The 24,363-nt window shown below is 40.6% G+C and carries 23 protein-coding genes, 2 pseudogenes and 1 riboswitch; of the genes and pseudogenes, 23 read left to right on the forward strand and 2 right to left on the reverse strand.

All coding sequences use genetic code 11. The features are described from left to right. Positions 1–54 precede the first annotated feature (54 nt). From AC1D69_RS08220 to AC1D69_RS08230, 3 genes are all read left to right on the forward strand, one after another. Positions 55–456 carry a nitrous oxide-stimulated promoter family protein gene (locus AC1D69_RS08220; RefSeq protein ID WP_495455638.1) on the forward strand — a complete coding sequence of 134 codons (402 nt, stop codon included), beginning with the start codon at positions 55–57 and terminating at the stop codon, positions 454–456. A gap of 233 nt (positions 457–689) precedes the next feature. Beyond that, positions 690–1,481 carry an AAC(3) family N-acetyltransferase gene (locus AC1D69_RS08225; RefSeq protein ID WP_495455639.1) on the forward strand — a complete coding sequence of 264 codons (792 nt, stop codon included), beginning with the start codon at positions 690–692 and terminating at the stop codon, positions 1,479–1,481. A 27-nt stretch (positions 1,482–1,508) separates the two neighbouring features. After that, positions 1,509–1,907 (forward strand): ribosomal maturation YjgA family protein, encoded by a 399-nt coding sequence (locus tag AC1D69_RS08230; protein ID WP_495455640.1) that lies wholly within the window; start codon positions 1,509–1,511, stop codon positions 1,905–1,907. Between the two features lie 44 nt (positions 1,908–1,951). Here AC1D69_RS08230 and AC1D69_RS08235 read toward each other — a convergent pair whose 3' ends face one another. Next, complete coding sequence (locus tag AC1D69_RS08235) at positions 1,952–3,847, reverse strand: hypothetical protein (protein ID WP_495455641.1); 1,896 nt, start codon at positions 3,845–3,847, stop codon at positions 1,952–1,954. 209 nt (positions 3,848–4,056) lie between these two features. Here AC1D69_RS08235 and AC1D69_RS08240 point away from each other — a divergent pair, with 209 nt between their 5' ends. From AC1D69_RS08240 to AC1D69_RS08335, 20 genes and pseudogenes are all read left to right on the forward strand, one after another. Beyond that, positions 4,057–4,998 (forward strand): carbohydrate ABC transporter permease, encoded by a 942-nt coding sequence (locus tag AC1D69_RS08240; protein WP_495455642.1) that lies wholly within the window; start codon positions 4,057–4,059, stop codon positions 4,996–4,998. A gap of 17 nt (positions 4,999–5,015) precedes the next feature. After that, entirely contained in the window at positions 5,016–5,855 is an 840-nt protein-coding gene (locus tag AC1D69_RS08245) for a carbohydrate ABC transporter permease (protein ID WP_495455643.1), read from the forward strand. Between the two features lie 128 nt (positions 5,856–5,983). Next, the gene (locus AC1D69_RS08250) at positions 5,984–7,360 is read left to right on the forward strand and encodes an ABC transporter substrate-binding protein (protein WP_495455644.1); all 1,377 of its coding nucleotides are present in this window, start codon (positions 5,984–5,986) and stop codon (positions 7,358–7,360) included. Between the two features lie 81 nt (positions 7,361–7,441). After that, positions 7,442–9,256, forward strand: coding sequence for a sensor histidine kinase (locus tag AC1D69_RS08255; protein ID WP_495455645.1), 1,815 nt, complete (start codon positions 7,442–7,444; stop codon positions 9,254–9,256). After that, the gene (locus AC1D69_RS08260) at positions 9,244–10,851 is read left to right on the forward strand and encodes a response regulator transcription factor (protein WP_495455646.1); all 1,608 of its coding nucleotides are present in this window, start codon (positions 9,244–9,246) and stop codon (positions 10,849–10,851) included. Before AC1D69_RS08255 ends, AC1D69_RS08260 begins: the two co-directional genes overlap by 13 nt. Before the next feature lie 56 nt (positions 10,852–10,907). Continuing rightward, positions 10,908–12,044, forward strand: coding sequence for a glycoside hydrolase family 88 protein (locus tag AC1D69_RS08265; RefSeq protein ID WP_495455647.1), 1,137 nt, complete (start codon positions 10,908–10,910; stop codon positions 12,042–12,044). A gap of 96 nt (positions 12,045–12,140) precedes the next feature. Beyond that, positions 12,141–13,985, forward strand: coding sequence for a DUF2264 domain-containing protein (locus AC1D69_RS08270; protein ID WP_495455699.1), 1,845 nt, complete (start codon positions 12,141–12,143; stop codon positions 13,983–13,985). 170 nt (positions 13,986–14,155) lie between these two features. Further along, complete coding sequence (locus AC1D69_RS08275; RefSeq protein ID WP_495455648.1) at positions 14,156–14,443, forward strand: immunity 53 family protein; 288 nt, start codon at positions 14,156–14,158, stop codon at positions 14,441–14,443. Between the two features lie 93 nt (positions 14,444–14,536). Further along, entirely contained in the window at positions 14,537–15,316 is a 780-nt protein-coding gene (gene murI / locus AC1D69_RS08280) for a glutamate racemase (protein ID WP_495455649.1), read from the forward strand. Positions 15,317–15,401: 85 nt separating this feature from the next. Next, positions 15,402–15,505: riboswitch (TPP riboswitch) on the forward strand. A 155-nt stretch (positions 15,506–15,660) separates the two neighbouring features. After that, positions 15,661–16,284: a thiamine phosphate synthase gene (locus AC1D69_RS08285; RefSeq protein WP_495455700.1), complete on the forward strand. Its 624-nt coding sequence runs from the start codon at positions 15,661–15,663 to the stop codon at positions 16,282–16,284. 88 nt (positions 16,285–16,372) lie between these two features. Beyond that, positions 16,373–17,078 (forward strand): annotated as a pseudogene (locus AC1D69_RS08290) (FAD-dependent oxidoreductase). Next, positions 17,075–17,278 carry a sulfur carrier protein ThiS gene (gene thiS, locus AC1D69_RS08295; protein WP_495455650.1) on the forward strand — a complete coding sequence of 68 codons (204 nt, stop codon included), beginning with the start codon at positions 17,075–17,077 and terminating at the stop codon, positions 17,276–17,278. The pseudogene AC1D69_RS08290 and the gene thiS overlap by 4 nt, the downstream one beginning before the upstream one ends. Positions 17,279–17,291: 13 nt before the next feature. Beyond that, positions 17,292–17,843: pseudogene (locus AC1D69_RS08300) on the forward strand (thiazole synthase); the annotation flags it as partial. Between the two features lie 154 nt (positions 17,844–17,997). Beyond that, on the forward strand, positions 17,998–18,492 hold the full coding sequence (locus AC1D69_RS08305; protein WP_495455651.1) for a GNAT family N-acetyltransferase: 495 nt from the start codon (positions 17,998–18,000) through the stop codon (positions 18,490–18,492). A gap of 22 nt (positions 18,493–18,514) precedes the next feature. Next, the gene (lepB, locus tag AC1D69_RS08310; RefSeq protein WP_495455652.1) at positions 18,515–19,012 is read left to right on the forward strand and encodes a signal peptidase I; all 498 of its coding nucleotides are present in this window, start codon (positions 18,515–18,517) and stop codon (positions 19,010–19,012) included. A 25-nt stretch (positions 19,013–19,037) separates the two neighbouring features. After that, positions 19,038–19,751 carry a class I SAM-dependent methyltransferase gene (locus AC1D69_RS08315; protein ID WP_495455653.1) on the forward strand — a complete coding sequence of 238 codons (714 nt, stop codon included), beginning with the start codon at positions 19,038–19,040 and terminating at the stop codon, positions 19,749–19,751. A gap of 132 nt (positions 19,752–19,883) precedes the next feature. Continuing rightward, positions 19,884–20,672, forward strand: a complete 789-nt coding sequence (locus AC1D69_RS08320; protein ID WP_495455654.1) for a class I SAM-dependent methyltransferase — start codon at positions 19,884–19,886, stop codon at positions 20,670–20,672. Positions 20,673–21,458: 786 nt separating this feature from the next. Then, on the forward strand, positions 21,459–22,202 hold the full coding sequence (locus AC1D69_RS08325) for a nucleotidyltransferase family protein (RefSeq protein WP_495455655.1): 744 nt from the start codon (positions 21,459–21,461) through the stop codon (positions 22,200–22,202). Positions 22,203–22,219: 17 nt separating this feature from the next. Then, positions 22,220–23,002, forward strand: a complete 783-nt coding sequence (locus AC1D69_RS08330; RefSeq protein ID WP_495455656.1) for a sugar phosphate isomerase/epimerase family protein — start codon at positions 22,220–22,222, stop codon at positions 23,000–23,002. Beyond that, complete coding sequence (locus AC1D69_RS08335) at positions 22,989–23,507, forward strand: hypothetical protein (protein WP_495455657.1); 519 nt, start codon at positions 22,989–22,991, stop codon at positions 23,505–23,507. The genes AC1D69_RS08330 and AC1D69_RS08335 overlap by 14 nt, the downstream gene beginning before the upstream one ends. Before the next feature lie 155 nt (positions 23,508–23,662). On the opposite strand, the gene AC1D69_RS08340 is transcribed toward AC1D69_RS08335, so the two are convergent. Then, positions 23,663–24,226 (reverse strand): hypothetical protein, encoded by a 564-nt coding sequence (locus AC1D69_RS08340; protein WP_495455658.1) that lies wholly within the window; start codon positions 24,224–24,226, stop codon positions 23,663–23,665. Positions 24,227–24,363: the final 137 nt, after the last annotated feature.

Consider the following 24,363-nt stretch of genomic DNA (forward strand, 5'->3'; position numbering starts at 1 on the left):
GCTGAATTTAGAAGTATAATTAGCATAGTTACATAAAAAGTGAGGTGCGTAACTATGCCGGATGCTTCAAGTAATCAGCAACGGACGCCAACCCAAACCAAAGAAAACAAAGGTCCACGGATCCTTAGAGAGAAGAATGTAGTTTCAATCATGATCCATAATTATTGTATGGGACAAGGACATGATCGAAACAAAAGTGCATCAAGTGGCACAGTAGAACTATGTACGGAATGCTTGAATATTCTTCAATATGCGCATCTTCGCCTGGAACGCTGTCGCTTCGGTGAGGAGAAAACAACTTGTGAGCATTGCTCAGTTCATTGTTATAAACCGGATCGGCGGGCTCAGATTAAGACAGTTATGAAGTATGCTGGGCCACGCATGTTATGGAGCCACCCGTTAATAGTGATTAGACATATGATAGATGGTTCTGGTTCTAAACGGAAACGCGGATAAACAATATGGACAAACGTTGTCTTGGCTTTCGTGGACAAATTGTTAATCTAAGAGTCATGGGTATGGATTATTCCTACCCCATGACTTTTTTTGCATATTTGGAGTTGTAATCGACATAGGGCATGATAGAAGACTTCTCCAGAAGGTATTGTATTGAACATGTTGAATAGTTTTAGGGGGACTTACTGTACGATCATTCAATCATGAAGTAACTTAAAGGAGATTATTGATTTATGCACACACATGATACTCTATTGGAGCAACTGCATCACATGGGCATTAACGAACAGGGTGTCTTACTCGTTCATTCATCTATGAAAAGTATAGGAGAGGTAGAAGGAGGAGCGGACACGGTCCTTAACGTTATGGGAGATTACATGAAAGATGGATTGCTTGTTCTCCCCACACATACATGGGCTAATATAAATGCTAGCAATCCAACATTTTATGTGGAAGAGTCACCATCGTGTATTGGTATTCTACCTGAAATGTTTCGTAAGAGACCAGGAGTCGTACGATCATGGCATCCCACGCATTCCGTAGCGGCAATGGGTAGCAATGCTAGGGAATTTACAACTGGTGATGAACGATTTGATACACCATGTGCGAGAGGTTCAGCTTGGGGTAAGTTGTTGGATGAACAAGCAACTATTCTACTTATTGGAGTGGACTTTCGTAGGAATACCTTTATACATGGGGTAGAGGAATGGCTTAATATTCCGGGTAGGATGACTGATGATCATGAGAAATTACAAACCGTTCTAGCCGACGGTACGGTTATGGAAGTGCCATCGCGTAGACATTGTGGAGAGTCTTGGTCAGAGTACTTCTGGAAGGTTGAAGAAGTGATGATAGCTAAGGGTGCCTTATATTTTGGTGAATTCGGAGATGCTGTTGTTCGTGTATGTGACACTGTGAAATTAACCGAAGTACTTACAGAAATGCTACGGGTATTTCCGGATCTCTTCTCAGATAATGAACCCTTGTCTGAACAGATGCAGCAGTTATTCGCAAACAAACGATGATGTCATCTTTGAAAGGGTGGTATGCGAATGATTAATTTGAAGAACAGAATCATTTATATCGTTATATTTGTTGTGGTTATCATCTTAGGGCTCAGTTCGAGGGTGTTCTCAGACCATCTACCCTTGTTCATATCAAGTCATTTCGGAGATGCACTGTGGGCAAGTATGGTATATTTCGGTTGTAGGATATTGTTCAGAAATAAAAGACTGTTTGTATCTGTTGTTCTGAGTTTACTCTTCAGTTATACCATTGAATTTAGTCAGTTATACCAAGCCGACTGGATTAATGACTTACGATCGACGTTGTTGGGAGCACTTATATTAGGAAAAGGATTCTTGAGCATTGATCTAATTCGATATGGGATAGGGATTGTGTGTTCCTGGGTTATGGATAGGTATTGGATTAGTCGTGTGAATGTGAAATAAATGGGCAGATCGGATAGTATTCGACTGCCCTTTATTTTTAGATCTTAGTAATTAATATAATATGAAGTAATGAAGAACGACAGCCTGCAGACAGTCAGGTTGGTCTCCGTGTCGGGACTGGGATGGATCATTAATGAAGTCTGATAAAATGTAAAAGGTACTCCATCATGATCTTCATGAGCGATGGCAGTGGAGGTGGCCTTCATATAGTCCTCGTTATAATCTAGTGTTAGCTCCGCATGGCGACCGTGCCAGATGATACGTCCTTCTTCTATATGTGGTGGGAATTTACTAATCAGTCGCTCCTCCATGTTGCCAGGGGAGTCATTCCATACGATATGATCCTCTAGAATTAGATTAGCTGTATTCGCGTCATGATCAATGGACCAGTTGAAATGTCGTATAAATTGTTCTATCCCTGCCTCAGGATAAGCGGAGGTCAGATCTAACGTCTGCTTAGCGATATCTTGGGAGAGATGTCCTTCAAGTATAATAGCTTCAGCACTTCTCCCAGAACGCTGTAAGCTTCCATTGATGACAGGAAGTGAATGTCCACCCGAGGAAATATTAATAATCGACTCTCGTCCAACAGAAAAATAAGATTTCGTATATATGCCTGGACCTAAATCACACAGCAGGTTCTCACCACCACCATGTAGAAGAAAGTGACCTAGATCATTATGATTATGTGGTTCGTCATTATGCCCACCTTTGGTCGAGAAACTCACGACAATAGGCTTACTATCTTGATTATGGATCTCCCCGCGGTGGATGAGCCAATTCAGATCTAATAAGTACACATTCTCTTTCTGACGTTGTGATCCAAAGACTTGTGGGTTGCTCCAAAGCACATTACGCGATAAATGAGCCCAACGATGGCATGGATCATCTGAGATTAGAGGCATTACGAATGGAAGAGATGTATGTCGATCTGATTGTTCTGCAAGTCGAGTAAGGAGCCCGGGCGGTAATAGCTCTGATTCACTGGAGTCCGAATAGTTGACGAATACGCCATCCGATAGATGAACATTCTCTGGAAAGGAAGAGATCGCCGCGACTTTTGGGCAATCCAGAAGATTGATGTGTCCTGATGTATACTCCTTCAACATTTCAGCAAAGTAGGTGTAATACCCGAAGCCATAAACCCAATATCCTAAGCCTTCAGCACAACCTCCGTCCAACCCATAACCGGAAAGAAAAGCATTCAAAGATGATATGACCCTTTGCATTGCAGAAGTAAGCTGCATATAGTCTTTCATTAATAATAGAGCTGCAATGCCACAGCCTCCTGCACAGACCGCAGACCAGTTGTGATCTGCTGATTCCCAGTGGAAGCCAACAGGTCTCCAGAATACTGGCTCAAATATCCGCTGATCAATCTCTTTTTGAACCCTCTCTGTAATACGTGTATCCAAATCCTCCTCCAACATGGTGATTATTTCAGCCAACATGCCTGCCGTTTCCGCGGCGAATAGATCCACATTTTGTCTTGAAGATAAGCTATCATCTGTGGCAGGTAAATGTGCAGGGAGACACCACGTATACTCATCACAAACGTCCCACAACAAATCCTCTAGGAGTTGTATGTTCTCATGAGAAGGATCTGCACTTGCAACTAAGGCGAGCGCAGCAATTCGTCCACGCCGTTCAAAATATACATCCTCATAAGCCTTGCGTTCTCCTGAATCGTTAAATTGTCGGAAGAGTGAGAACGTAAGGGCAGGAAGGAGAGATTCCCTTGCTCGTGCCGCGTAGGAGTCAAGATCCGCCCAGTACTTCTGGTATATATGAGATCCTCGAGTTGATTGCAAGTGAGTACGCCAATCCTGCGTTCCCCAGGGGTTGAAGGATTCAGGACGGTGGGCAACGATGGCATTAGCCAGTTCAGTTAACTTGATCCGGATTCCGGGTTCGCTCGTCATATATGGAGTTCCTTTCATACATCGTATTGCAATCGATCTCATTAATGAAACCCATTGTAAACCATTTATTACTGAATTTGAAGTCCTGATCTTAAAAGAACAGCCACTGAACATAAAGGTAAAAATAAGGTTCTTATTGATCAAAATACCGTCAAAGAAAAGAGGGTTATGTTTTTATAATTAAAATATATTCATCGTTCCTCATCACAATAATGGAGGTGTATCATATGGCTCAACAAATTGAACTGCTAACTAAGAAAACCCTTAGAGGGAATAAACCAAAAAGTCATTCCCTTCGTTGGGGAGAGACACTCTCAGGATTGTTATTCGTTAGCCCCATGTTAATCGGAGTGTCCATTCTAGTACTGATTCCAATTATCGCCACCATTGTTCTAGGGTTTGCCGATTGGAACTTCGTACAGGGGCTGGATGGAATCCGTTGGGTTGGGCTTCAGAATTTCGTGAACCTACTAGAAGACGAGATGTTCATTAAGTCTGTTCGAAATAACATTCTCTTTCTACTTACCGTGCCAATCTATATGTTGATTTCCATGATTCTGGCTATACTAATCGACCGACATGTTTACGGTAAGGGATATTTCAAGGTCGCCTATTTCATGCCCTACATTTCTATGATTGTAGCTGTTGCTGTAGTATGGCAAGTATTATTCCAACCTTCCTACGGTCCGATTAATGAAATGCTGCGAGCGGTTGGAATCGCAAATCCTCCTAAATGGATTGCAGATCCGAACTTTGCACTAATCTCGATCATGATGATTTCGATATGGGTCTCCATTGGTTTCAACTTAATTATCTATATCGCGGGATTACAATCCATTCCGAAGGATTTATATGAAGCCGCTGAAATAGATGGAGCGAACGGATGGCGTAAATTCACGCGTATAACCTTTCCCTTGCTCTCACCCACGTCTTTCTTTCTTCTTGTGACCGGCATTATTTCAACTTTCAAAGTGTTTGATATCATTGCTGTTATGACGCAGGGTGGACCCATCGGTTCGACTACGATGATGGTCTGGTATTTATACGACACTGCCTTTGTTAATTTGAAAGTAGGATATGCCTCATCTATTGCAACCGTCTTATTTGGATTCGTGTTATTGATTACTTTAGGCCAATGGGCTGCTCAGAAAAAATGGGTCAATTATTAATGAAAGGAGAGATACGCATGCAGACACAAACGGGTATCAATTGGCAAAAAATGATTATAACCATTATCATGTTTGCAGTGAGCATTATCTTCCTACTCCCTTTCGTATGGATGTTAGTTACATCTTTCAAGATAGAAAAGGATGTATTCGTGTATCCTATTCAATGGATTCCGAGGCAATGGAATGTGATTGAGAACTATAAAGAAGTCTGGTTCGGTGAGTATCCGTTCTATGTGTATTATTGGAATTCGATTAAAGTGAGCGTTCTAACAACAATGACCTCCTGTATCGTCTCCGCTTTGGCAGCGTACGGATTCTCCAAAATACAATTTGCTGCAAGTAATGGACTATTTATTATCGTGCTGATTACATACATGATCCCAAGTCAGGCGATCCTAATTCCGCAGTTCATTCTATATCGAAATATCGGATTGTTCGATAGTCATATCGGTCTGATTATTCTAGGAAGCTTCAGTGTACTTGGGACGTTTATGTTAAGGCAATTTTTCATGGGATTACATCAAGAGTTTATTGAATCCGCCAAAATCGATGGAGCAGGACACCCACGAATCTTCTGGTCGATTGCGCTCCCGCTGGTAAAGCCAGCTGTTGCAACGTATGCCATCTTGAGATTTATATGGACATGGAATGACTATCAGAATCCACTTATTTTCGTACGAAGCGATCGATTATTCACACTCCCATTAGCGATGCAGAAATTCACATCTCTAAGCGGAGAGTATTATTCACTCATTATGGCAGCTGCGGTATCATCGATTCTTCCACTATTGATCGTATTCATCATTGGACAGAAGAGCGTGATCGAAGGCATTGCACTTGGTGGAGTAAAAGGATAATAAGCTCAGCTCCCAATAATAGTAAAAATAATTCAAATATAGTAAATATAGTTGGATAAGATGGGCGTGTCTGTTCTATATAATGTGAATTGTTACAACGTAACGATATACAAGGAGGGGGATAGGGTATGAAACGAAAAGTGTTGTCAGTAGCCATCAGCGGGGTTGTATTGATTAGTCTACTATCGGGATGTGGCGGAAATAATAACAATGCTAAGGAAGGTAAGATTGCATCAGAAGGTAGTTCTGGGAAATCGGTCAATCTTCGATTGTATACGTATGGTACAGAGTCAGCCTATAACTGGAGTAAGACGCTGAAGGCTTATGAAGAGGCTACACCAGGAGTGACCGTTGAGCTAGTACAACTTAGTGAGAAAGGGGATACCCAAGAAGCCTCTAAGAAGCTAGATCTCGAAGCAGCATCTTCAGCAGATATGGATATTCTCATGTTCAGTGATCCTGCGGGGTACGCTCAGCGTGTAGCACTTGGAATGGCTGAACCACTAGATAGTTACATCGCCAAAGATGGATATACCGTTGAGAGTGACTATAAAGTGGATACTCATTTAAACGGAAAGGTGTATGCGCTTCCAGGAAAGTTCAATCCTTGGTATGTGCTTTTGAACAAAGATCATCTTGATGAAGCTAATCTCGAAGTTCCGATCGATTGGACATGGGATGACTATGCAGATTACGCTAAGAAGTTGACAAAAGGTGATGGCGCAAGCAAACGCTACGGTACTTATTTTCATGGGCCTCAAGGTGGTGGCTGGCTGGAATTCATTAAGTTAAAGATGGAGAATCAAGCACAGGATGCAGACTTTCTTAAGGCAGACGGTTCATCTAATCTAGATAGCCCATACTTTAAAGAGACGCTTGAACTGAGAGTGAGAATGGAGAAGGAAGATCAATCCTCCGTTCCTTACAGCGATATGATCTCCCAGAAGTTGAACTATCGTACGCAATTCTTTAATCAATCTGCTAGTATGATTACGATCGGAAGTTGGATGAATTCGGAGATCGGTGGAACGGATAAAGTACCTCTAACCTTTAACATAGCGGTGGCCCCATTTCCTAAGAATAATAAAGAAGACCCAACAGGGCTAACTCCAGTGACTACAGATTACGTTGCCGTAGCCGCAAATTCTAAACATAAGGAAGAAGCCTATAAATTCGTACGCTGGTACACAACAGAAGGACAGATTATTCAAGGTAAGAATATTCCTGCGTGGAATCAGGTAAAGAGTGAAAAGGTTGAAGAAATTATTGATACGATTCTAAGCAGTACTAAGAATCCAGAGAAAGTCGATAAGAAATCACTTGTTAATACACTTATATTGTCCAAAGCCTCATCCATTGTTCCCCCGGCTTCCTATCAAGCTGAAGTATTCAAAGCTGTTAATGAGGAGTATGAAAAGTTGATTCTTGGCAATCAGAATATAGATACGACGATTAAGAATGCTCAGGAACGAGTAACTAAAATAATTGATTCGAATAAAAAATAATGGATATAATGAATCCGAATCGGGGACGTACTTTAACGTCTCCCTTTTGCTTATTTGATCAGTGGATGGTGGAATCAAATCATGATAAACCGCATTAGGGACCTGGCACCACGTTCTATTCGTCACAAGCTTATCTTGGCATCAATCGCTTGTATTCTGGTTCCTGCGGTGTTCACCTTGCTCATGTTCAACTTTTTGACCGAAGAAGCAGTAAAGCGGCAGGCGATATCCAATGTAGAAGATTCACTAGAGTTAGTAAATGGGTCGGTGACAAATCTACTTAAAGGTATGCTAAAAACTGCGAATTACGTTCAGGTGAACTCGGAGTTAAATACATACTTCAAGATGGTCGCTTCGGGTAATGAGGAGAGTGATCCATACCATAAGTTCATGGCTGCCAACCGCGTTCTGGAGCAGTTAGACAGTTTGACCGTAGTTGGAGACAAAAGTTATGTAACCGTGTTACTTACAAATGGATCATATTTTATGAATTATTCTGTAAACGATTTCAACCCAATGGAAATTCTGAATGAACCATGGTTCGATCAGTTAAAAGAATTAAAAGGATTACAATCCTATTGGACCGAAGCTGAGCCGACAGCATTTCAAAATGATAAGTTCGATCATCTCTATCAAATCTCGGTTGCGCGCACATTAAGACTGGCTAATTCAGATATTTACGGTTACGTCGTTGTGACAGTCATGGAAGATCAGATCAACGAGATTATAAGTAGGCCATCCGCAGTGGATGACGCGATGTTAGTAAATGATTCAGGAGTAGTTATATCGAAGCGAGATCAGAATGACATTGGGACCACGATATCATATTTAGATATAGACAGCTCCAAAACTTCCTCCATTATCCGCATTCATGGTGAAGAATTCCTTATAGCACAAAAGAGGATAGCACTTGCTGATTGGCACCTTGTCCTAATGCAACCTTATGAAGATGCAATCGTAAATATCCGTTCCATTTTCAGTCGTGTGTTTATCTATCAGTTGATCTCATTTTTTGTTTTTCTCGTTCTGCTTATTGCCCTGGTTAGAGCATTCACGAAGCCACTAGTAAGGCTGGGCAAAGTCACAACTGCGGTGCAGAGAGGTAATCTGAAAGTACGCTCAGGTGTGCGTGGTCATGATGAGATTGGTCGTCTAGGCTGGTTGTTCGATCAGATGTTGGATCGGGTTACAGAGATGATTGCTGAAGTCTCGGATACCCAAGCACGCAAAAGAAAGGCAGAGCTGAAGATGCTACAAGCGCAGATCAACCCCCATTTTCTGTTCAATATACTTAACTCTATTCGAATGAAAGTCATGAAGCGGGGGGACTCAGAGAGTGCTCGAATGATTGGTTCACTATCCATATTACTTCGAATGACTATTAGTCGAGAGGAAGATGAAATATTCCTTCATGAAGAAATTGATCTCATATCCCACTATGTGAATTTGATGAATCTAAGGCAAAAGGAAGAGGTGAATCTTGAACTTGATATTGTTCCGGAGGCCTTTCTAGTTAAGGTGCCAAGATTCTTTCTTCAGCCGATCGTTGAGAACGCGCTAATCCACGGATTCGCTCAGAAATCGGGAACGATTGGTATTAAGGTTAATCAGGAGCAAGGGCATCTAGTCCTGACTGTGCAAGACAATGGAAAAGGTATGGAACCAATCCAAAAAGAAACTATTCTAAGAAAGATAGCGATTCATGTGCCTCACACGAATGTCGAGGAAGAGGGTAAGGGAGTATTCTCTGGAATAGGTCTACAGAATGTGGTAGAGCGAATGAGAATACTTTACGGAGAGGAGTTCACCATTAAAGTACACAGCGAACCAGAAGCAGGAACAATCATTGAGATGCATATACCGCTAGAGAGAAGGGATACGGAATGTATAACGTGATGTTAGTGGATGATGATTACCCTGTCATCGAACTGTTGTCTGATACAATTCAATGGGAAGAACTTGGGCTTCGCTTAATGGGAACGCATGAAAATGGTTGGAATGCCTGGGAGCATGCTCAGCGGGAGACTCCTGACATTCTAATTACCGATATCGGAATGCCAAGAATGAATGGTCTGGAGCTATCCGCACGTATTAGGGAATTGAAGCCAGATGTGCGAATTGCGATCTTGTCATGTCACAACGAATTCGAATATGCACAGCAAGCTATGCGTCTGAATGTACAGGATTACCTTATCAAGGATATGTTGGTACCAGCAGATCTAGTTCAATTACTCCGTCGTTTCAAAGATGCTATGGATGTGGAGACGCATGCGGGCTCGATACAATTACACATGAGACATCTGTTCAGCGAAACGAAGGAGTTGCGCAAAGAACAAATTATTAAGAACTTCATCCATCAACCTCTAATCTCGGCAGACAAATGGAAGCAGGATGCGATAGAGTATGGGTTGTTTAGTGAGGGGGAATATTGCTTGCCAGTCTTCGGTTACCTAGAAGATTATCGGTTAGTCAAGTACCGTTTCTCATCTGATCAAACGTTGCATTTTGCGATAAGTAATGTGATGAACGAAGTGATGAATGGGTTAAAGCCAGAGGGGATTCATATCGGATACAACGTAAGGATTTCGGTTCTCCTTTTCTCTTATAGACCTAGCCTCAAAATGAATATTTACGATGAAACGATTTCTCATCTGAAGCTCATTCAGTCCACTTTGTTTAAAGTGCTTAAAGTTCGCATGTCTTTCATTATGGGCACCGGTTGTGATACGCCGGAAATTCTAAAGCAGAGATTGAATGAATTACTTGTGAATGAAGAACAGCGTTTTTACTTAGAAACAGGTGAGATTACAAAAAAGAGATCCACAACTGAATTCAATCTTGGACAGAATCTTTTCGCTTACTATGATCAGACTAGTTCAGAACTTCGTGAAGTGTTACTAGAGAAGCGATCGTCCAAAGCTCGAGAGGTTGCCAATGTATGTATTTCACTTATAAAGAAGGAAAGGTACCCATCAGAGATGGTTAAGGATTGGATGCTCAAGTTACTTCTCGATTTAAAACTTAAGTTATATTCACGCCAATCGATTCGACCCTCCTATTCGGCAGATACCCTACACAAAGAAATCGTGGATATAGATTCAATATCTGAGCTAGGTGTATGGTTGAATGAGCATCTAGAATCGATCGCAGCGGTGTCGGGAACAGGAGTCGGAGCAAGCAAAAGGGTGGAAGTGGCGGAGGCTTGTAAATACGTATCTCTTCGATTGAATACAAGAATTAGTTTAGATGAGGTGGCAGACCATCTCCATCTGAACTCTAGTTATTTCAGTAGGTTGTTCAAGAAGGAGTCAGGGATGACTTTTATCGAATACGTTACAGGGCTGAAGATGGAGCGGGCTAAAGAACTGCTGGATCAGACCAATAATACGGTAGGTACGATTTGTGAACTGCTCGGATATGACAACCAGAGCTATTTCATTAAGACATTTAAAGCCCATGCAGGTGTCACTCCGGTGGAGTACAGGGGATAGTAGAATCACAAGACTTAAATCTATTAAAAATACAGTCGATGGGTAGGTGGTTAGAAATGAAGACATCTGGTAAACATGAATGGTTAGAAGAAGCATGGACAAAATCATTAGAGAAAACACAGCGTAATAGTCAACGAATAGGGGCAGGATTCCCTCACGCGAGTCAAGGGGGTACTTATACATTAGAAGAGCCGTTCTGGTGGACAGCAGGTTTCTGGCCGGGGATATTGTGGCTTCTATACAACGATAGCCAAAATAATAGCTTGAAGGTTATAGCGGAACAATGCGAAGAAAAATTGGATGCCGTACTGAACGACTATGTACGTCTAGATCATGATCTGGGCTTTATATGGACATTAACGAGCATAGCCTCGTATAAGATAATAGGTAACGAGATCTCGAAAGTGAGGGCCATGAAGGCCGCCAATTTCTTAGCTGCTCGATTTAACTTGAAGGGTCGGTACATCCGTGCTTGGAATCCGTGGTATGAAGGCGAAGACAATACTGGATTAGCTATTATCGATTGTGCAATGAATACCCCACTCCTGTTCTGGGCGTCCGAGATTAGTAGTGATCCTCGCTATCGCCACATCGCAGAAGCACATATGGATACTGTGCTTGAGCATTTCATCCGACCAGATGGATCTGTCTATCATATTGTGAAGTTCGATCCGCATACGGGAGAGTTCATAGAGGGAATAGGTGGACAGGGTTATGCACCAGAATCGGCCTGGTCACGGGGGGCTGCATGGGCGTTATATGGATTGACGTTAGCCTATCATCATACAGGTAAGAAGGCATATCTTGATGCCGCGAAGCGCGTTGCACACTTCTTCCTCAGTCGACTACCGGAAGATCTTGTACCGCACTGGGATTTCCGAGCGCCATTCGAAGAACGGAAATTCAGAGATTCATCTGCAGGTGCATGCGCAGCGAGCGGGCTACTATTACTTTCTGAGAAAGTGGATGAGCTAGAAGAGTCTGTCTATCGAGAACCAGCTGAACGAATGCTAGAATCACTGTACCAAAATTATGGTGCATGGGACGATACTAGCGAAGAAGGACTGATTCTTCATGGAACAAGCCATTATCCAGGTGGACAGAATGTTGACGTGCCACTAATATACGGAGATTTTTTCTTTGTGGAAGGGCTAGCACGACTAAGAGGTAAAGGACCGTTTTATTGGGAATAAGTTGTACATACAGATGTAATCGCATTCCAAATATCAGTTGGTATCGATAGAAGATTATACAGGAATCGTTAAGTATGGAGAGTGGGTTATATGAATATGTATGGGAATCAGATTAGTCTAAATCCATTACAAACAAAGCAGGATATGGAAGAGGCATTCCGGCAAATTACCTACCCGTTAAAATCACATTATAGCGAGGGTAATACACGTTTACAAATAGGAAATACTGGATCTGGATGTCCATCATCCAGTGCAGAGATAGAAGGATTCTCGCGAGTACTGTGGGGACTTATACCGTTGCTAGCAGGAGGCGTTGAAGAGGGGCTCTGGGACATCTGTTTAGAGGGGATTCGTAACGGAACTAACCCTGAACATGTTGAATACTGGGGAGCTGTAGCTGATTATGATCAGCGACTGGTGGAAATGGCAGCGTTCGGGTTCGCCCTTGCGTTAATTCCTGATCGAATCTGGGGTCCCCTGAATGAACTAGAAAGACTTCATTTGTATCAATGGTTAGATCAGATCAACCAACATCCTTGTCATGATTGTAACTGGTTATTTTTTAACGTACTGGTCAATATAGGCTTCCGTAAAATAGGACTTCCTTTCGACAAAGAACAAATGGAAAGCAACTTGAATCGAATCGATGATTTCTATATGTCTGAAGGTTGGTACTCTGATGGGGTCGGCGCACACGTCGATTACTACGGTCCATTCGCTATTCATTATTATAGTCTCTTATATGTGAAATTAATGGGTGAAGAGGATCCCGTGAGAACACGAATTTACAAGGAGAGAGCAATGGAATTTGCGAATGAATTCATCCATTGGTTCACACCTGAGGGTGCAGCTCTTCCTTATGGAAGAAGTTTAAGTTATCGATTCGCACAGTCGGCATTCTGGAGCGCAATGGCTTTTGCGGAAATAGATTCTCTACCGCTAGGAGTCATAAAGGGACTCATTATGCGTAATTTATGTTGGTGGTTCCAGCAACCTATATTTGATGCACATGGTGTGCTTACGATAGGGTATGCCTATCCGAATCTGATCTTGGCTGAGAATTACAATGCTCCGGGGTCTCCTTATTGGGCAATGAAGACATTTCTCCCCTTAGCTCTTTCTGAGGATCACCCTTTCTGGCAAGCGGAAGAGTTACCGTTACCACTGATCAGTAACATGAAAGTGCAGTTGCCTGCTCATTTGGTCATCTGTCGTGAAGAGGAGAATGGACATGTAACTGCATTTAACACAGGTCATTTATCATCGAATGAACACACACATACTTCGGCTAAATATGAGAAGTTCGTCTATTCAACGGCTTTTGGATTTAGTGTACCAAGAGCAGAGTGGGGGTTGTCCCAAGGGGCTTTCGATTCGATGTTAGCTCTAAGCGAATGTGACAACATCTTCCGTGTCAAAAGGAAGAATGAGGAGTCCTTCATCAAGGACAATGTGCTGTTTGCAAGATGGAAGCCTTGGTCCAATGTAGAGGTGAAGTCATGGATCATAGCAGGCCTTCCATGGCATATACGCATCCATAGGGTAGGGACACAGAGGCAGTTAGATGTGGCTGAGGGTGGATTCGCACTGGGGTTAGAGTTCGATCAAGTGGCATCCTTAAGCGAGATCGGAGTGATAGCATCCAATTCTCATGGGAAAAGCGGCATTCGTAATGTAAAGGGGTATACGCAAGCTGATATTATTTATGCAAATGCGAATACGAACATTATGCAGACCCGAACAGGGATTCCAACGCTACAAGCAAGGTTGGAGTCAGGTGTCCATTGGTTGATATCCGCTGTACTCGGTGAGTCAGGAACATCAGGCAAGGAACGATGCACACAAATTGATCCCATGGATTCATTGAATGTGCGTATCGAAACCAAAGAGATCATGATTACGACGCAGCGTGGAATGTTAATTACAATCAAGATGGACTGAATGATTTGAATGTAGTGTACAGAAGTGGCGTAAGTGGCGGAATTGTAAATGTAAATATTTTCATTACATTAGAATTAAACAAATAGGAGGTTTTGATATATCATAAAGAATAGAAATGATTTGGATGGGCATGACGTAACATATAAAGAAGTAGAAAGAGGCTGAGACAGATGAGTTATCTGAAATGGTTAGAAAGCTGGTATGCAAGTTATTGTGATGATGAATGGGAGCAAACCCATGTATTGAAGATTGAATCCATAGATACGCCAGGATGGAGAGTGACCATTCCATTACTTGAAACGGAATTGGAAGGTAAACCTTTAAATGAAATTATCCTCGATCGAGATGACAATGACTGGGTAAGATGTTGGATTAAAGAGGGTTATTTTGAAGGTGCGGGTGGATTACGTAATCTAGAAGAGATGATACAGCTCTTTAAGGAATGGGCAGAAGGATAGGTTAGAGATTAGAGATACCTATTTTCTCAATGATTATGATGGAATAGAAGAATAGTGTTTATTTTGAAAAGCAGATGTTGAAAGGTGAAACCAATGAAAATAGCTTTTTTTGATTCAGGATTAGGCGGATTAACGGTACTAGCTGAGGCCATCAAGCAACTCCCACAGGAGGAGTATATTTATTATGCGGATACACTTCATGTTCCTTATGGAACCAAATCAACGGAAGAAGTAAAACGGTATGTAAAAACTGCAATTGAAACGCTGATGAAAGAACAACAAGTGAAGGCGATCGTCATAGCTTGTAACACGGCAACCAGTATAGCGGTTGCAGAATTAAGAAGTACTTATCGTATACCCATTGTGGGTATGGAACCTGCTGTTAAACCGGCTATAGAGATAACTAGATCAACGGGAAAAAGAGTGCTTGTCTTTGCTACTCCGTTGACTTTGAGATTATCTAAGTACACAGATTTAGTATCTAGAATAGATGATCAATGCATCGTAGATTCGTTACCATTACCCGAGTTAGTTGAATTCTGTGAGGATTTAAATTTCGATACGGATACGATAGTAGAGTACTTCAAGTGTAAACTATCAGAATTCGATCTCAGTACATATGGAACGATTGTTCTAGGGTGTACGCATTATCCCTTTTATAAAGACATATTAACACAAATGTTACCCGATCATATTCATATCGTTGATGGAAGTAAGGGTACTGTGAATCGATTAAGAAAAGTGTTAAAAGGTAATCTTCAACGGAATGCTCAAGGAGAAACGAAGACCACCTTTTTATGCTCGAGTCGTGATTCAGGATACGTGCTAAAGATGGAGAGAGCACTGGGAATCGTCTTAAATAAAGTAACGTAATAGGGTGATAACGAAATGTTATCTTTAGAAAAAAAGGTTTCTATTTTTCCAATATTTATGTTACTATGAATTTTAATTAAATACGTTAGATCACTAGGGGTGCTATTTGGCTGAGACGGAATGGAGAATTCCAAACCCTTTGAACCTGATCTGGATTATACCAGCGTAGGGAAGTGAGCTCAAAGACATGGTTATCATAAGTTTTGTATGCGTATATACGTTTACATTATTTTTACTATAGTTATAGGGCCACCTTCTATGTAGAAGGTGGCCCTTTTTGTTGATTTCTATGTTTACATGTTGTTAACGAGAAGAGTAGTCAGGGGGAAGGGAGGTTGATTGCAGTGACGGCGAGAGAGTTACATGTGATCTCTAATGGTCAATCCAATTTGGAGCACTTTGCGAAGATAGCAGCGCTTATACATCCTTATGTGACTGCCTTTCATTTGCGGGAGAAATTATGCAGTACGTCTGAAATCTGGGAAGGAGCACTAGCTATGAATGCAGGTGGAGTTCCTCTCAGTAAAGTAATAATTAACGATCGAGTGGACATTGCTTGGGCGACGGGTGCGCTGGGCGTCCAATTAGGTAGCCATAGCTTACAAGTACAGGTAGTAAGGCGAGACTTTCCGAGAATGTTAATAGGACGTTCTGTTCATGATGTCGATGAAGCAGTAGCGATGTGCAATGAAGGTGCTGATTATTTGATGTATGGGCATATTTTTCCGACAGATTCTAAGCCTAACCAGGCAGCCAGAGGAATACGAGCATTAGAGGAAGTGGTGCAAAAAGTTTCTATTCCAGTTATTGCGATTGGAGGGATTAAGCCGGATCATGTGCATCAGATCATGACATCTGGAGCTTCTGGTATTGCAGTATTATCGGGTATTACAGAAAGCCACAATCCCTTAAAGTCCGTAAAGGACTATCGTGAGGCATTAGACAGTTCAAGTATATGGTCTCTATAGGAGTGATCTCGAAGCGAAAGATGAAGTAAGTACTTACAAATGAAGGAGGACAATGATCAGATGAAGCAAATAGAACATACGAGGGGCGATGCGAATAGAAGAGGACAGTCAAGTCGATGCTCCTGAATTGTGCGCAGCATTTGCACAAGCTGCAGTAGCCCTTGGAGCACAAATAAAAGAGTTTACTGAGGTGAAATCATTCCTTCAGAATAACTGGGGTGATAACTAGTGACGGGGACCTCCACTCTGAACATATCATCATTGCTTCAGGAGTGTGGAGCGGATCTCTTCTTGCACAGGTTGGAGTAACATGTCCAATTTATCCGGTTAAGGGAGAGTGTTTCTCTGTTTTGAGTCATATCCCACTACTTCAATCCACAATAGTTAGTCACGGATGCTATTTAGTTCCGAAGAAGGGAGGACGTATCGTGGTTGGAGCAACGGCGAACGCACATAGCTATGATCGAAGGGTATCTCTAGGTGGCATCTCCAAACTGTTAGATGCAGCGAAGCGACTCTTACCAGATATTGTTGACGCAGAGTGGGAGCGTGTTTGGAGCGGTTTACGTCCACAGACACTGGATGGGTTACCTTATTTGGGTGAACATCCTCAGTGGAAAGGATTATATGTTGCAACAGGTCACTATCGTAATGGTATTCTACTTAGTCCAATGACTGGGAAGCTTGTAGCAGATTGGGTCGAAGGAAAGAAGGAAGAGGAGCTTTCTCTAGAGGCTTATCGAGTAGATCGGCATGAGAAAAGTGTGCTAGACAAGGAAGGGGCTCCAGTATGATGATCGAAGTTAATGGAGAACGAATTGATATTCCTAGTGATTGTAGGAAAATGGCAGACGTATTAGTACATTTTGGCTTGGAGAACAAGATGCTTATTATCGAGTTGAATAAGCAAATTTTAGAAAAATCAGATCATGACAAGACGTATTTATCGGATGGAGACCGAGTTGAGATCGTTCATTTTGTAGGGGGTGGCTAACATCTGGAAGATAGCTACAACAGCAGAAGAGGCGGTTCGGATTGCTAAATTAGCGAAGGCATCTGGATTATGCGATATGATTAAGGTTGAAGTGATTGGGGATTGGAAGACGCTGTTAACCGATCCAGTGGAGACGTTAAAAGCCTCAGAGATGTTATTACATGAAGGATTTATCGTTCTGCCCTACACATCAGATGATGTGTTGTTAGCCAAAAGGCTACAAGATTTAGGTGTTCATGCCATCATGCCGGGTGCGTCACCCATTGGAACAGGTCAAGGTATCATTAATCCGTTGAACCTATCTTTTATTATTGAGCAAGCAACAGTTCCTGTCATTGTGGATGCAGGGATAGGAAGTCCTGCGGATGCAGCATTTGCTATGGAGCTTGGGGCAGATGCCGTATTACTTAATACTGCTGTTTCAGGGGCACAAGATCCGGTGAAGATGGCCTTAGCCATGAAACTTGCTATTACAGCAGGTAGATTAGGATTCGAGGCAGGCAGAATTCCGAAGAAAAGGTATGCCTCCGCAAGTAGTCCGATGGAGGGTTGGAGTAGTACTTAAGTAGGTAACTTTTGTTTGTTACTAGCGTAATTCACATGATATCAAGCAGCCTAGCGGAGAGATCTGTCTAGGTTTCTTAGTGATGATTTTACCGTTGATGAAGTTTGTACCATTATTTGTTATATTTAGTAAAATGATAACAAAGGATGGGGTAATGATGATTCGGTTATGTGGTGTAAATGATATAGAGACAATCTATGATATTATTAATGATGCTGCGCAAGCCTATAAAGGAATCATACCTAAAAATCGATATAAGGAACCCTATATGACTCTAGATGAATTAAATGAAGAGATTAATGATGGAGTGTTATTTTGGGGATACGAGATAGATAATGAGATTGTTGGCGTGATGGGATTGCAAGAGAAAGGCGAAGTTTCACTGATACGTCATGCTTATGTACGAACAGATCAGCGTAGTAAAGGGATCGGGGGGAATTTATTATCTTTTTTGATTAGATATACGAAGAAGACCATACTGATCGGTACTTGGGAGTCGGCATTCTGGGCCATCGGATTCTATGAGAAATATGGATTTCAGGTTGTATCTAAGGAATCTAAAGAGAACTTATTACGTCAATACTGGCATGTGCCGTATGAACAGATTCAAACATCTGTCGTGTTAACAAATGAGCCTAGTTTTAATTGAATTGTATTAAGGAGGAAAATGCATGATGAAAATAATAAAGCAGTATCTACCTAGTATCTTGATCGCACTTGTCGTATCCATTGGGGTTCGCACCTATGTCGCAGAAGCAATGAAGGTACCTACGGGGTCCATGATCCCTACGATTCAGATCAACGATCATCTGATTGTGGAGAAATTAATGTGGATTACAAATCTAAATCACGGAGATATCATTGTATTTCAAGCTCCAACGGAAGATAAGAAATATGTTAAAAGATTAATTGGATTACCTGGTGATGAAATTGAAATAAAAGAGGGAGAACTCTATCGCAACAACCAGATGGTGAGTGAACCCTATATAAATGAAAAAATGAATTATAACTATGGACCTATCGTTGTACCTGCAGATAAATACTTTTTTTTAGGTGACAATCGGAATAATAGCTTTGACTCCCATGCGTGGGTTGATCCTTTTATAGATAAGGAAAAATTGATTGGAAAAGTCATGATTGAAATCCCTACACATGCTTGGTTCGATTAACCAATAGGAAGGAGTCACTCCAGTGATGAGTCAGTTCGTTCAAGCCCGTTCGAAAGAAATCCTATATCATGAACAATTCTATGCAGAGACAGAGCTTTTTGAAGCAGGTAGTTGGTTGGCGCGCCCCGTAAAAATAGTTATGGATACCTTGAACTTACTCAATATGGCTAATATTTCGGTGTTGGACTTAGGATGTGGGGTAGGACGAAATAGTATTCCTATCGCTCAAGAGGTTAAGAATAATAATGGCACGGTTACTTGCGTAGACCTAATACCCTCTGCCATTGATTTACTTCATAAGAATGCGTTGAAATATGAGGTTGAAGATATTATCGTAGCGGAAGTTGCAGACGTTGAAAAGTATGATATGCCCACAGACAAATATGATTATATCGTGGCTTGTTCCTGTCTTGAGCACGTAAGTTCAGAGGAAGCATTCCTATCTCAACTAAAACAGATGCAGACAGGAACAAAGAATAACGGGATTCATTGTATATTAATGAGCACAGACGTTAAGGAAATCGAGGTTCATTCAGGATTAGAGCATCAGGGGCTTATCGAATTAAATCTGACGACAGAACATGCCTTCTCGTTATTAAGGGATACATACCATGATTGGAACATCGTGAAAGAACATCAAATACAACAAGAAGTGAATGAGAATATAAACGGTACCGAGATTATTTACAGAAGCCGATGGATTACATTTGTTGCCGTTAAACAGATACAGATTCCATAAAATGATGTTAAAGAAATAAAAAATTGAAGACATGTGTCGAACATGGTATGATTTCTTGACGTGTCCTTCTAGTGGAAGAAGGAAATTATACATGAATGAATCCCAGCAGATGAGGGTATGGAGGAATTGAAAGTGGAACCATTTCAACAGAATAAGGATGCATGGAATACGGGAGCGTATCAAGCTTGGGTTAATCGCTTCGGTACACCGAATGAAGCAGCACAGAAGATCATAGCTGATCCAATCAAAAGAATTGGTAACGCGTTCGAACATATGAATGGTGTTAAGGATAAGAAAATAATCAATCTACTTGGATCAAATGGAAATAAAGCCGTAGCGCTAGCCTTATTAGGTGCCGATGTTACGATTGCTGATTTCTCTGTTGAGAATGAAACGTATGCCTTAGAATTAGCAGATGCAGCCAAAGTTAAGGTTGAATATATTGTCTCGGATGTACTGAAGTTACCTATGGACAGGTTATCTGGAACGTTCGATATCGTGTTTATGGAGTTTGGGATTCTTCATTATTTTGAGGACTTACGCCCATTGTTTAAAGTGGTATCTGACCTTCTTGTTCAAGGTGGTCGATTAGTTCTGCAGGACTTCCATCCGATCTCAACGAAATTGATTTCATCAAGAGGCACAACAGCTAATATCAGAAAGCATAAAGTTACGGGTGACTATTTCGATACATCTCTTGAGGAAAAAGAAATATCATTCTCTAAATTCACTCCTTCTGAGAATAAAGAACCTGTTGTTCAGACTGTTCGACTAAGAAAATGGACCATTGGAGAAATTGTAACAGCCGTTGCAAGTGAAGGGCTATTTATTAAAGTCTTAGAAGAATTACCTAACCTTTCATCTGATGTATTCGATAAAGGTATCCCGAAGACGTTTACCATTGTTGCTGAGCAAATGTAATCTAAGGATTAACGGAAATTGAATACCACTTACGTGGATGAAAATTATAAACCCTACCGTGAATATAACGGTAGGGTATTTGTATTTTCATATTATATGTTATGGTATAATTTACCTCGAAATGGTTGGGCGAAATCACTATTCTAATCTACCAAAAATCGAAAGGAAAATGATATGGAGGAGACTAATGAACGATAGCTATTCCCAGTACTAGAAACTGAGAGATTGCTACTAAGAGAGATTCAGATTCAAGATGCGGCATCTATGTATCACATCTTTCCATTCGAACGCTAGAGAAGCAAGGATTTAAGAAGGAAGGGTTACTAGAAGAGAGTACGCTTTTTACAGAAATGTATATCAAGATCTATGGATGCTCTCATTATTAAAGAAGAATATTGCATAACTACATAAGGGAGAGTTACGAATGGAACCAGAGTTAATAGAGGAGCAATATAGAAATCTCACGCAAGATTATTCTGGATTAGGTGGGTGGTTAGTTCTAGTATAGATCGGATTATACTTCAGCTTGATTAAGTTGTTGGTACGGTTGTTTCAATCAATAATAATAATTTCTTCTGACAATTGGGACTTATTCACTTCGAAAGAATCAGAGTTCTATCATCCATTATGGAGATCTTTTCTTACATTTGAAATTGCGTATAACATTTTGTTTATATTGTTTATCGTGTATATCCATTTTTGAAGACGAGATCAATCATCGAGGACAGATTCGTTTAATTAGTAAGAGAACATAGTATAGTTTCACGCTCTTGCCGGAAGGGGAATATGATGAAAGCATTAATACTAGCTGCTGGTTATGCAACAAGGCTCTATCCAATCACGAGAGATAAACCTAAATCATTATTACCTATTGGAAACCAGACTATTCTAGATTATATGATAGATCAATTAGAACAATTAAATGAGATATCTGAAATCTACATTGTAAGCAACGATAAGTTCTATCAGGCTTTTGTGGATTGGGCTAATTCAAGAAAGACCACTACAATCATTAACATCATAAATGATGGAACAACTTCTGTAGAGAATAAACTAGGCGCTATAGGCGATATTCATTACGTGATTGAAAAAGAGAAAATACAAGATGATCTTATCGTGTTAGCGGGAGATAATATATTCACATTTGATCTTAAGGATTATATCCATTTCTTTCATGAGGAATATAGAGACAGTATTTTAGTTCAACAACTAGATCGATTGGAAGACCTGCAACGTGTGGGTGTCGTAGAATTAGATGCATCGTGCAGTGTGTTATCTTTTAAAGAAAAACCGAAACAACCGAAGACCAACATAGGTGTGTTCGCCATCTATATTTATAGACAAGATACGTTACCGTTGTTCAAGCAATATTTAAGTGAAGGTAATAATCCAGATGCACCTAGTTATTTCCCGGAATGGTTGCATGTCAGGAAAGAGGTCAAGGCCTATTTCGCCAATGGAGATAGCTATGATATAGGGACTCATGAAGCATACAAGGAAGTTCAAGAACTCTTTAATATTTCAAAGTAAACGAGGCGAAGAGGCTTATGATTACTATTTATGATTGGTTTGGTTATGAATTGCCTATTAAGGAACGTTATCAGTTAATAAAAGAAGCCGGATTTGATGGTGTTTTATTATGGTGGAGTGAAGGGTTTGGCCGGACCGATGATTACCGCAATGGCCCACAACTTGCGCGGGAAGCGGGTCTTGTTATAGAAAATATCCACACACCCGTCCAACATGAAAACGACCTCTGGCTTGACAATCTGGAAGGTGAAGCCTTAACTGACTGTTATTTGCAATGTGTTGCAGATTGCGCCGGATTTGAGATTCCGACAATGGTGGTGCACCTGCCTCACGAAGATAATCCATATAACGCATTGGGACTCGATAGAATCAAGAGAATCGCTGAAAAAGCTGAACAGTTTGGTGTCAATGTTGCGTTTGAGAATTTGAAAAATATTACCAATTTGGCGTATATGCTGGAGCAAGTGAATTCCCTACGTATCGGATTCTGTTATGACAGTGGACATCACTACCACTACTATCCGAATAAAGATTTATTATCCATGTATGGTTCCCGGTTGATGGCAATCCATTTACATGATGATAACGGAAGCTATGCCCAGCACGGGTTACCCTTTGACGGCACGATTGATTGGTCTACAGTTATGAAAGAAATTGTGAGAACGGGTTATTCCGGTGCGACTGCAATAGAAGCTATGAATTGGGACTATGAGGATTTATCGACTAAAGAGTTTTTACATAAAGCGTTTGAGCGAGCAATAAGACTAGAAGCATTAAGGGGTTCCTATGAGTTCATCTAAAATAAAATTATTTTTAATTCTGAATGTTATATTCCTAATTGTGGGCTGTAATAATGGCAATAAGGAGAGAGCTGTTAATGAATTCTCAATCTATTTGGTAAAAGACTTATCTACAACTGAAGCTATGAGTAAAAAGCTTGATGATCTTCCACTAGAAACAATACCTGTGCTTACCGATAAGGAAATTAGAACATATAATTGGACAGAACATGAATTTACAATGAAGGAAGGCATTAGTTTAGAGGGAAAGTTAGAAGCGAAGGTACCAGCAAGCGGTAAACCTTTTGTTGTAGTAGTGGGAAATGAAAGAATATATCTAGGGACTTTTTGGTCCCATTTATCTTCTCAATTTTTGGATCTTGATATTCCGAGTATTGCTTCTAATTGGCTTAAAAAAAGTGATAACGATATTTACAAAATAGACTCTGGAAAAATTCAAGATCCTAGAGATGATACTAAAATATTTGAGGCATTAAAAGAATTAGGGACAGTTATTAATTTTTAATTATTCTATTGAGTGCTGAGTACTAGCAATTTGAAATCTAAAACAAAAAAGAATCGCCGCTCACTCCTAAAATGGGAGTGGAGCGGCAATTCTTTATTTGAGAAGTATTTATGAATGATCTTAACTGTTGCCATGTCAGAGGCTAGATAAACAGCCTATTTTAATATGATTGTTTTGTCACCACTTAATGTGTGTAAAATAACTTCAGTTTCATATACCCAAGTTGGACTTTGAATATTAAGCAGATCCATAGCTTTATTATCGTGAGTATCTCGTACCATTATATTTAGATCTGATTTATCCAATTTCGTAAGTAAGAGTCCCATAAAAGATTTTCTGTAAAATTCATAAATAAAAGTAGTTTCACCTAAAGTAGCTGATCGATGTTTAATCATGAGCGTTTCTGTTCTTCTGGGTGAATGAATATTATCATATTGCCAAGAAGATAGAGAATTAAAAATAAGCACAATAACAATATATATGCCTAGCACAAAAGAGAGAAATGAGGGTAGGATATATAACCACCATCTGTTATAAGTGAATGCTATAAACATTAAAAATCCAATGTTAATGATTAGCGGTATAATGTAGCCACTCCCTATAAACAAGCTCACACTATAATGATTGAAATGTGCAAAAACATAGAGGAGATCAAGTGCAAATATCAAAACTGCAGTAATAACAAATGGGTGATATTTAGGGGAAGTTTTATCTTGCATTCATGCCTCCTGAATTCGATTGATTTAAAAATACAATGAATCATAAGTTCTAAGTTAATTGAGCATTTTGCATAATTCATTTTTCAAGAGAGAGACAAGGTTAGACCTCATACTAATTGAGTTTTTGAGAGAGTGTA

It is taken from the genome of Paenibacillus sp. Y301, assembly GCF_059445505.1.

Bases quoted from the DNA above. Each gene is read 5' to 3' on its own strand.
- AC1D69_RS08225 (WP_495455639.1), top strand. From the start codon at position 690: ATGCACACACATGATACTCTATTGGAGCAACTGCATCACATGGGCATT.
- lepB (WP_495455652.1), top strand. From the start codon at position 18,515: ATGATGAAAATAATAAAGCAGTATCTACCTAGTATCTTGATCGCACTT.
- AC1D69_RS08220 (WP_495455638.1), top strand. From the start codon at position 55: ATGCCGGATGCTTCAAGTAATCAGCAACGGACGCCAACCCAAACCAAA.
- AC1D69_RS08250 (WP_495455644.1), top strand. From the start codon at position 5,984: ATGAAACGAAAAGTGTTGTCAGTAGCCATCAGCGGGGTTGTATTGATT.
- thiS (WP_495455650.1), top strand. From the start codon at position 17,075: ATGATGATCGAAGTTAATGGAGAACGAATTGATATTCCTAGTGATTGT.
- AC1D69_RS08240 (WP_495455642.1), top strand. From the start codon at position 4,057: ATGGCTCAACAAATTGAACTGCTAACTAAGAAAACCCTTAGAGGGAAT.
- AC1D69_RS08235 (WP_495455641.1), bottom strand. From the start codon at position 3,847: ATGAAAGGAACTCCATATATGACGAGCGAACCCGGAATCCGGATCAAG.
- AC1D69_RS08260 (WP_495455646.1), top strand. From the start codon at position 9,244: ATGTATAACGTGATGTTAGTGGATGATGATTACCCTGTCATCGAACTG.
- AC1D69_RS08315 (WP_495455653.1), top strand. From the start codon at position 19,038: ATGAGTCAGTTCGTTCAAGCCCGTTCGAAAGAAATCCTATATCATGAA.
- AC1D69_RS08275 (WP_495455648.1), top strand. From the start codon at position 14,156: ATGAGTTATCTGAAATGGTTAGAAAGCTGGTATGCAAGTTATTGTGAT.
- AC1D69_RS08270 (WP_495455699.1), top strand. From the start codon at position 12,141: ATGTATGGGAATCAGATTAGTCTAAATCCATTACAAACAAAGCAGGAT.
- AC1D69_RS08325 (WP_495455655.1), top strand. From the start codon at position 21,459: ATGATGAAAGCATTAATACTAGCTGCTGGTTATGCAACAAGGCTCTAT.
- AC1D69_RS08330 (WP_495455656.1), top strand. From the start codon at position 22,220: ATGATTACTATTTATGATTGGTTTGGTTATGAATTGCCTATTAAGGAA.
- AC1D69_RS08335 (WP_495455657.1), top strand. From the start codon at position 22,989: ATGAGTTCATCTAAAATAAAATTATTTTTAATTCTGAATGTTATATTC.
- AC1D69_RS08305 (WP_495455651.1), top strand. From the start codon at position 17,998: ATGATGATTCGGTTATGTGGTGTAAATGATATAGAGACAATCTATGAT.
- AC1D69_RS08255 (WP_495455645.1), top strand. From the start codon at position 7,442: ATGATAAACCGCATTAGGGACCTGGCACCACGTTCTATTCGTCACAAG.
- murI (WP_495455649.1), top strand. From the start codon at position 14,537: ATGAAAATAGCTTTTTTTGATTCAGGATTAGGCGGATTAACGGTACTA.
- AC1D69_RS08245 (WP_495455643.1), top strand. From the start codon at position 5,016: ATGCAGACACAAACGGGTATCAATTGGCAAAAAATGATTATAACCATT.
- AC1D69_RS08230 (WP_495455640.1), top strand. From the start codon at position 1,509: ATGATTAATTTGAAGAACAGAATCATTTATATCGTTATATTTGTTGTG.
- AC1D69_RS08265 (WP_495455647.1), top strand. From the start codon at position 10,908: ATGAAGACATCTGGTAAACATGAATGGTTAGAAGAAGCATGGACAAAA.
- AC1D69_RS08340 (WP_495455658.1), bottom strand. From the start codon at position 24,226: ATGCAAGATAAAACTTCCCCTAAATATCACCCATTTGTTATTACTGCA.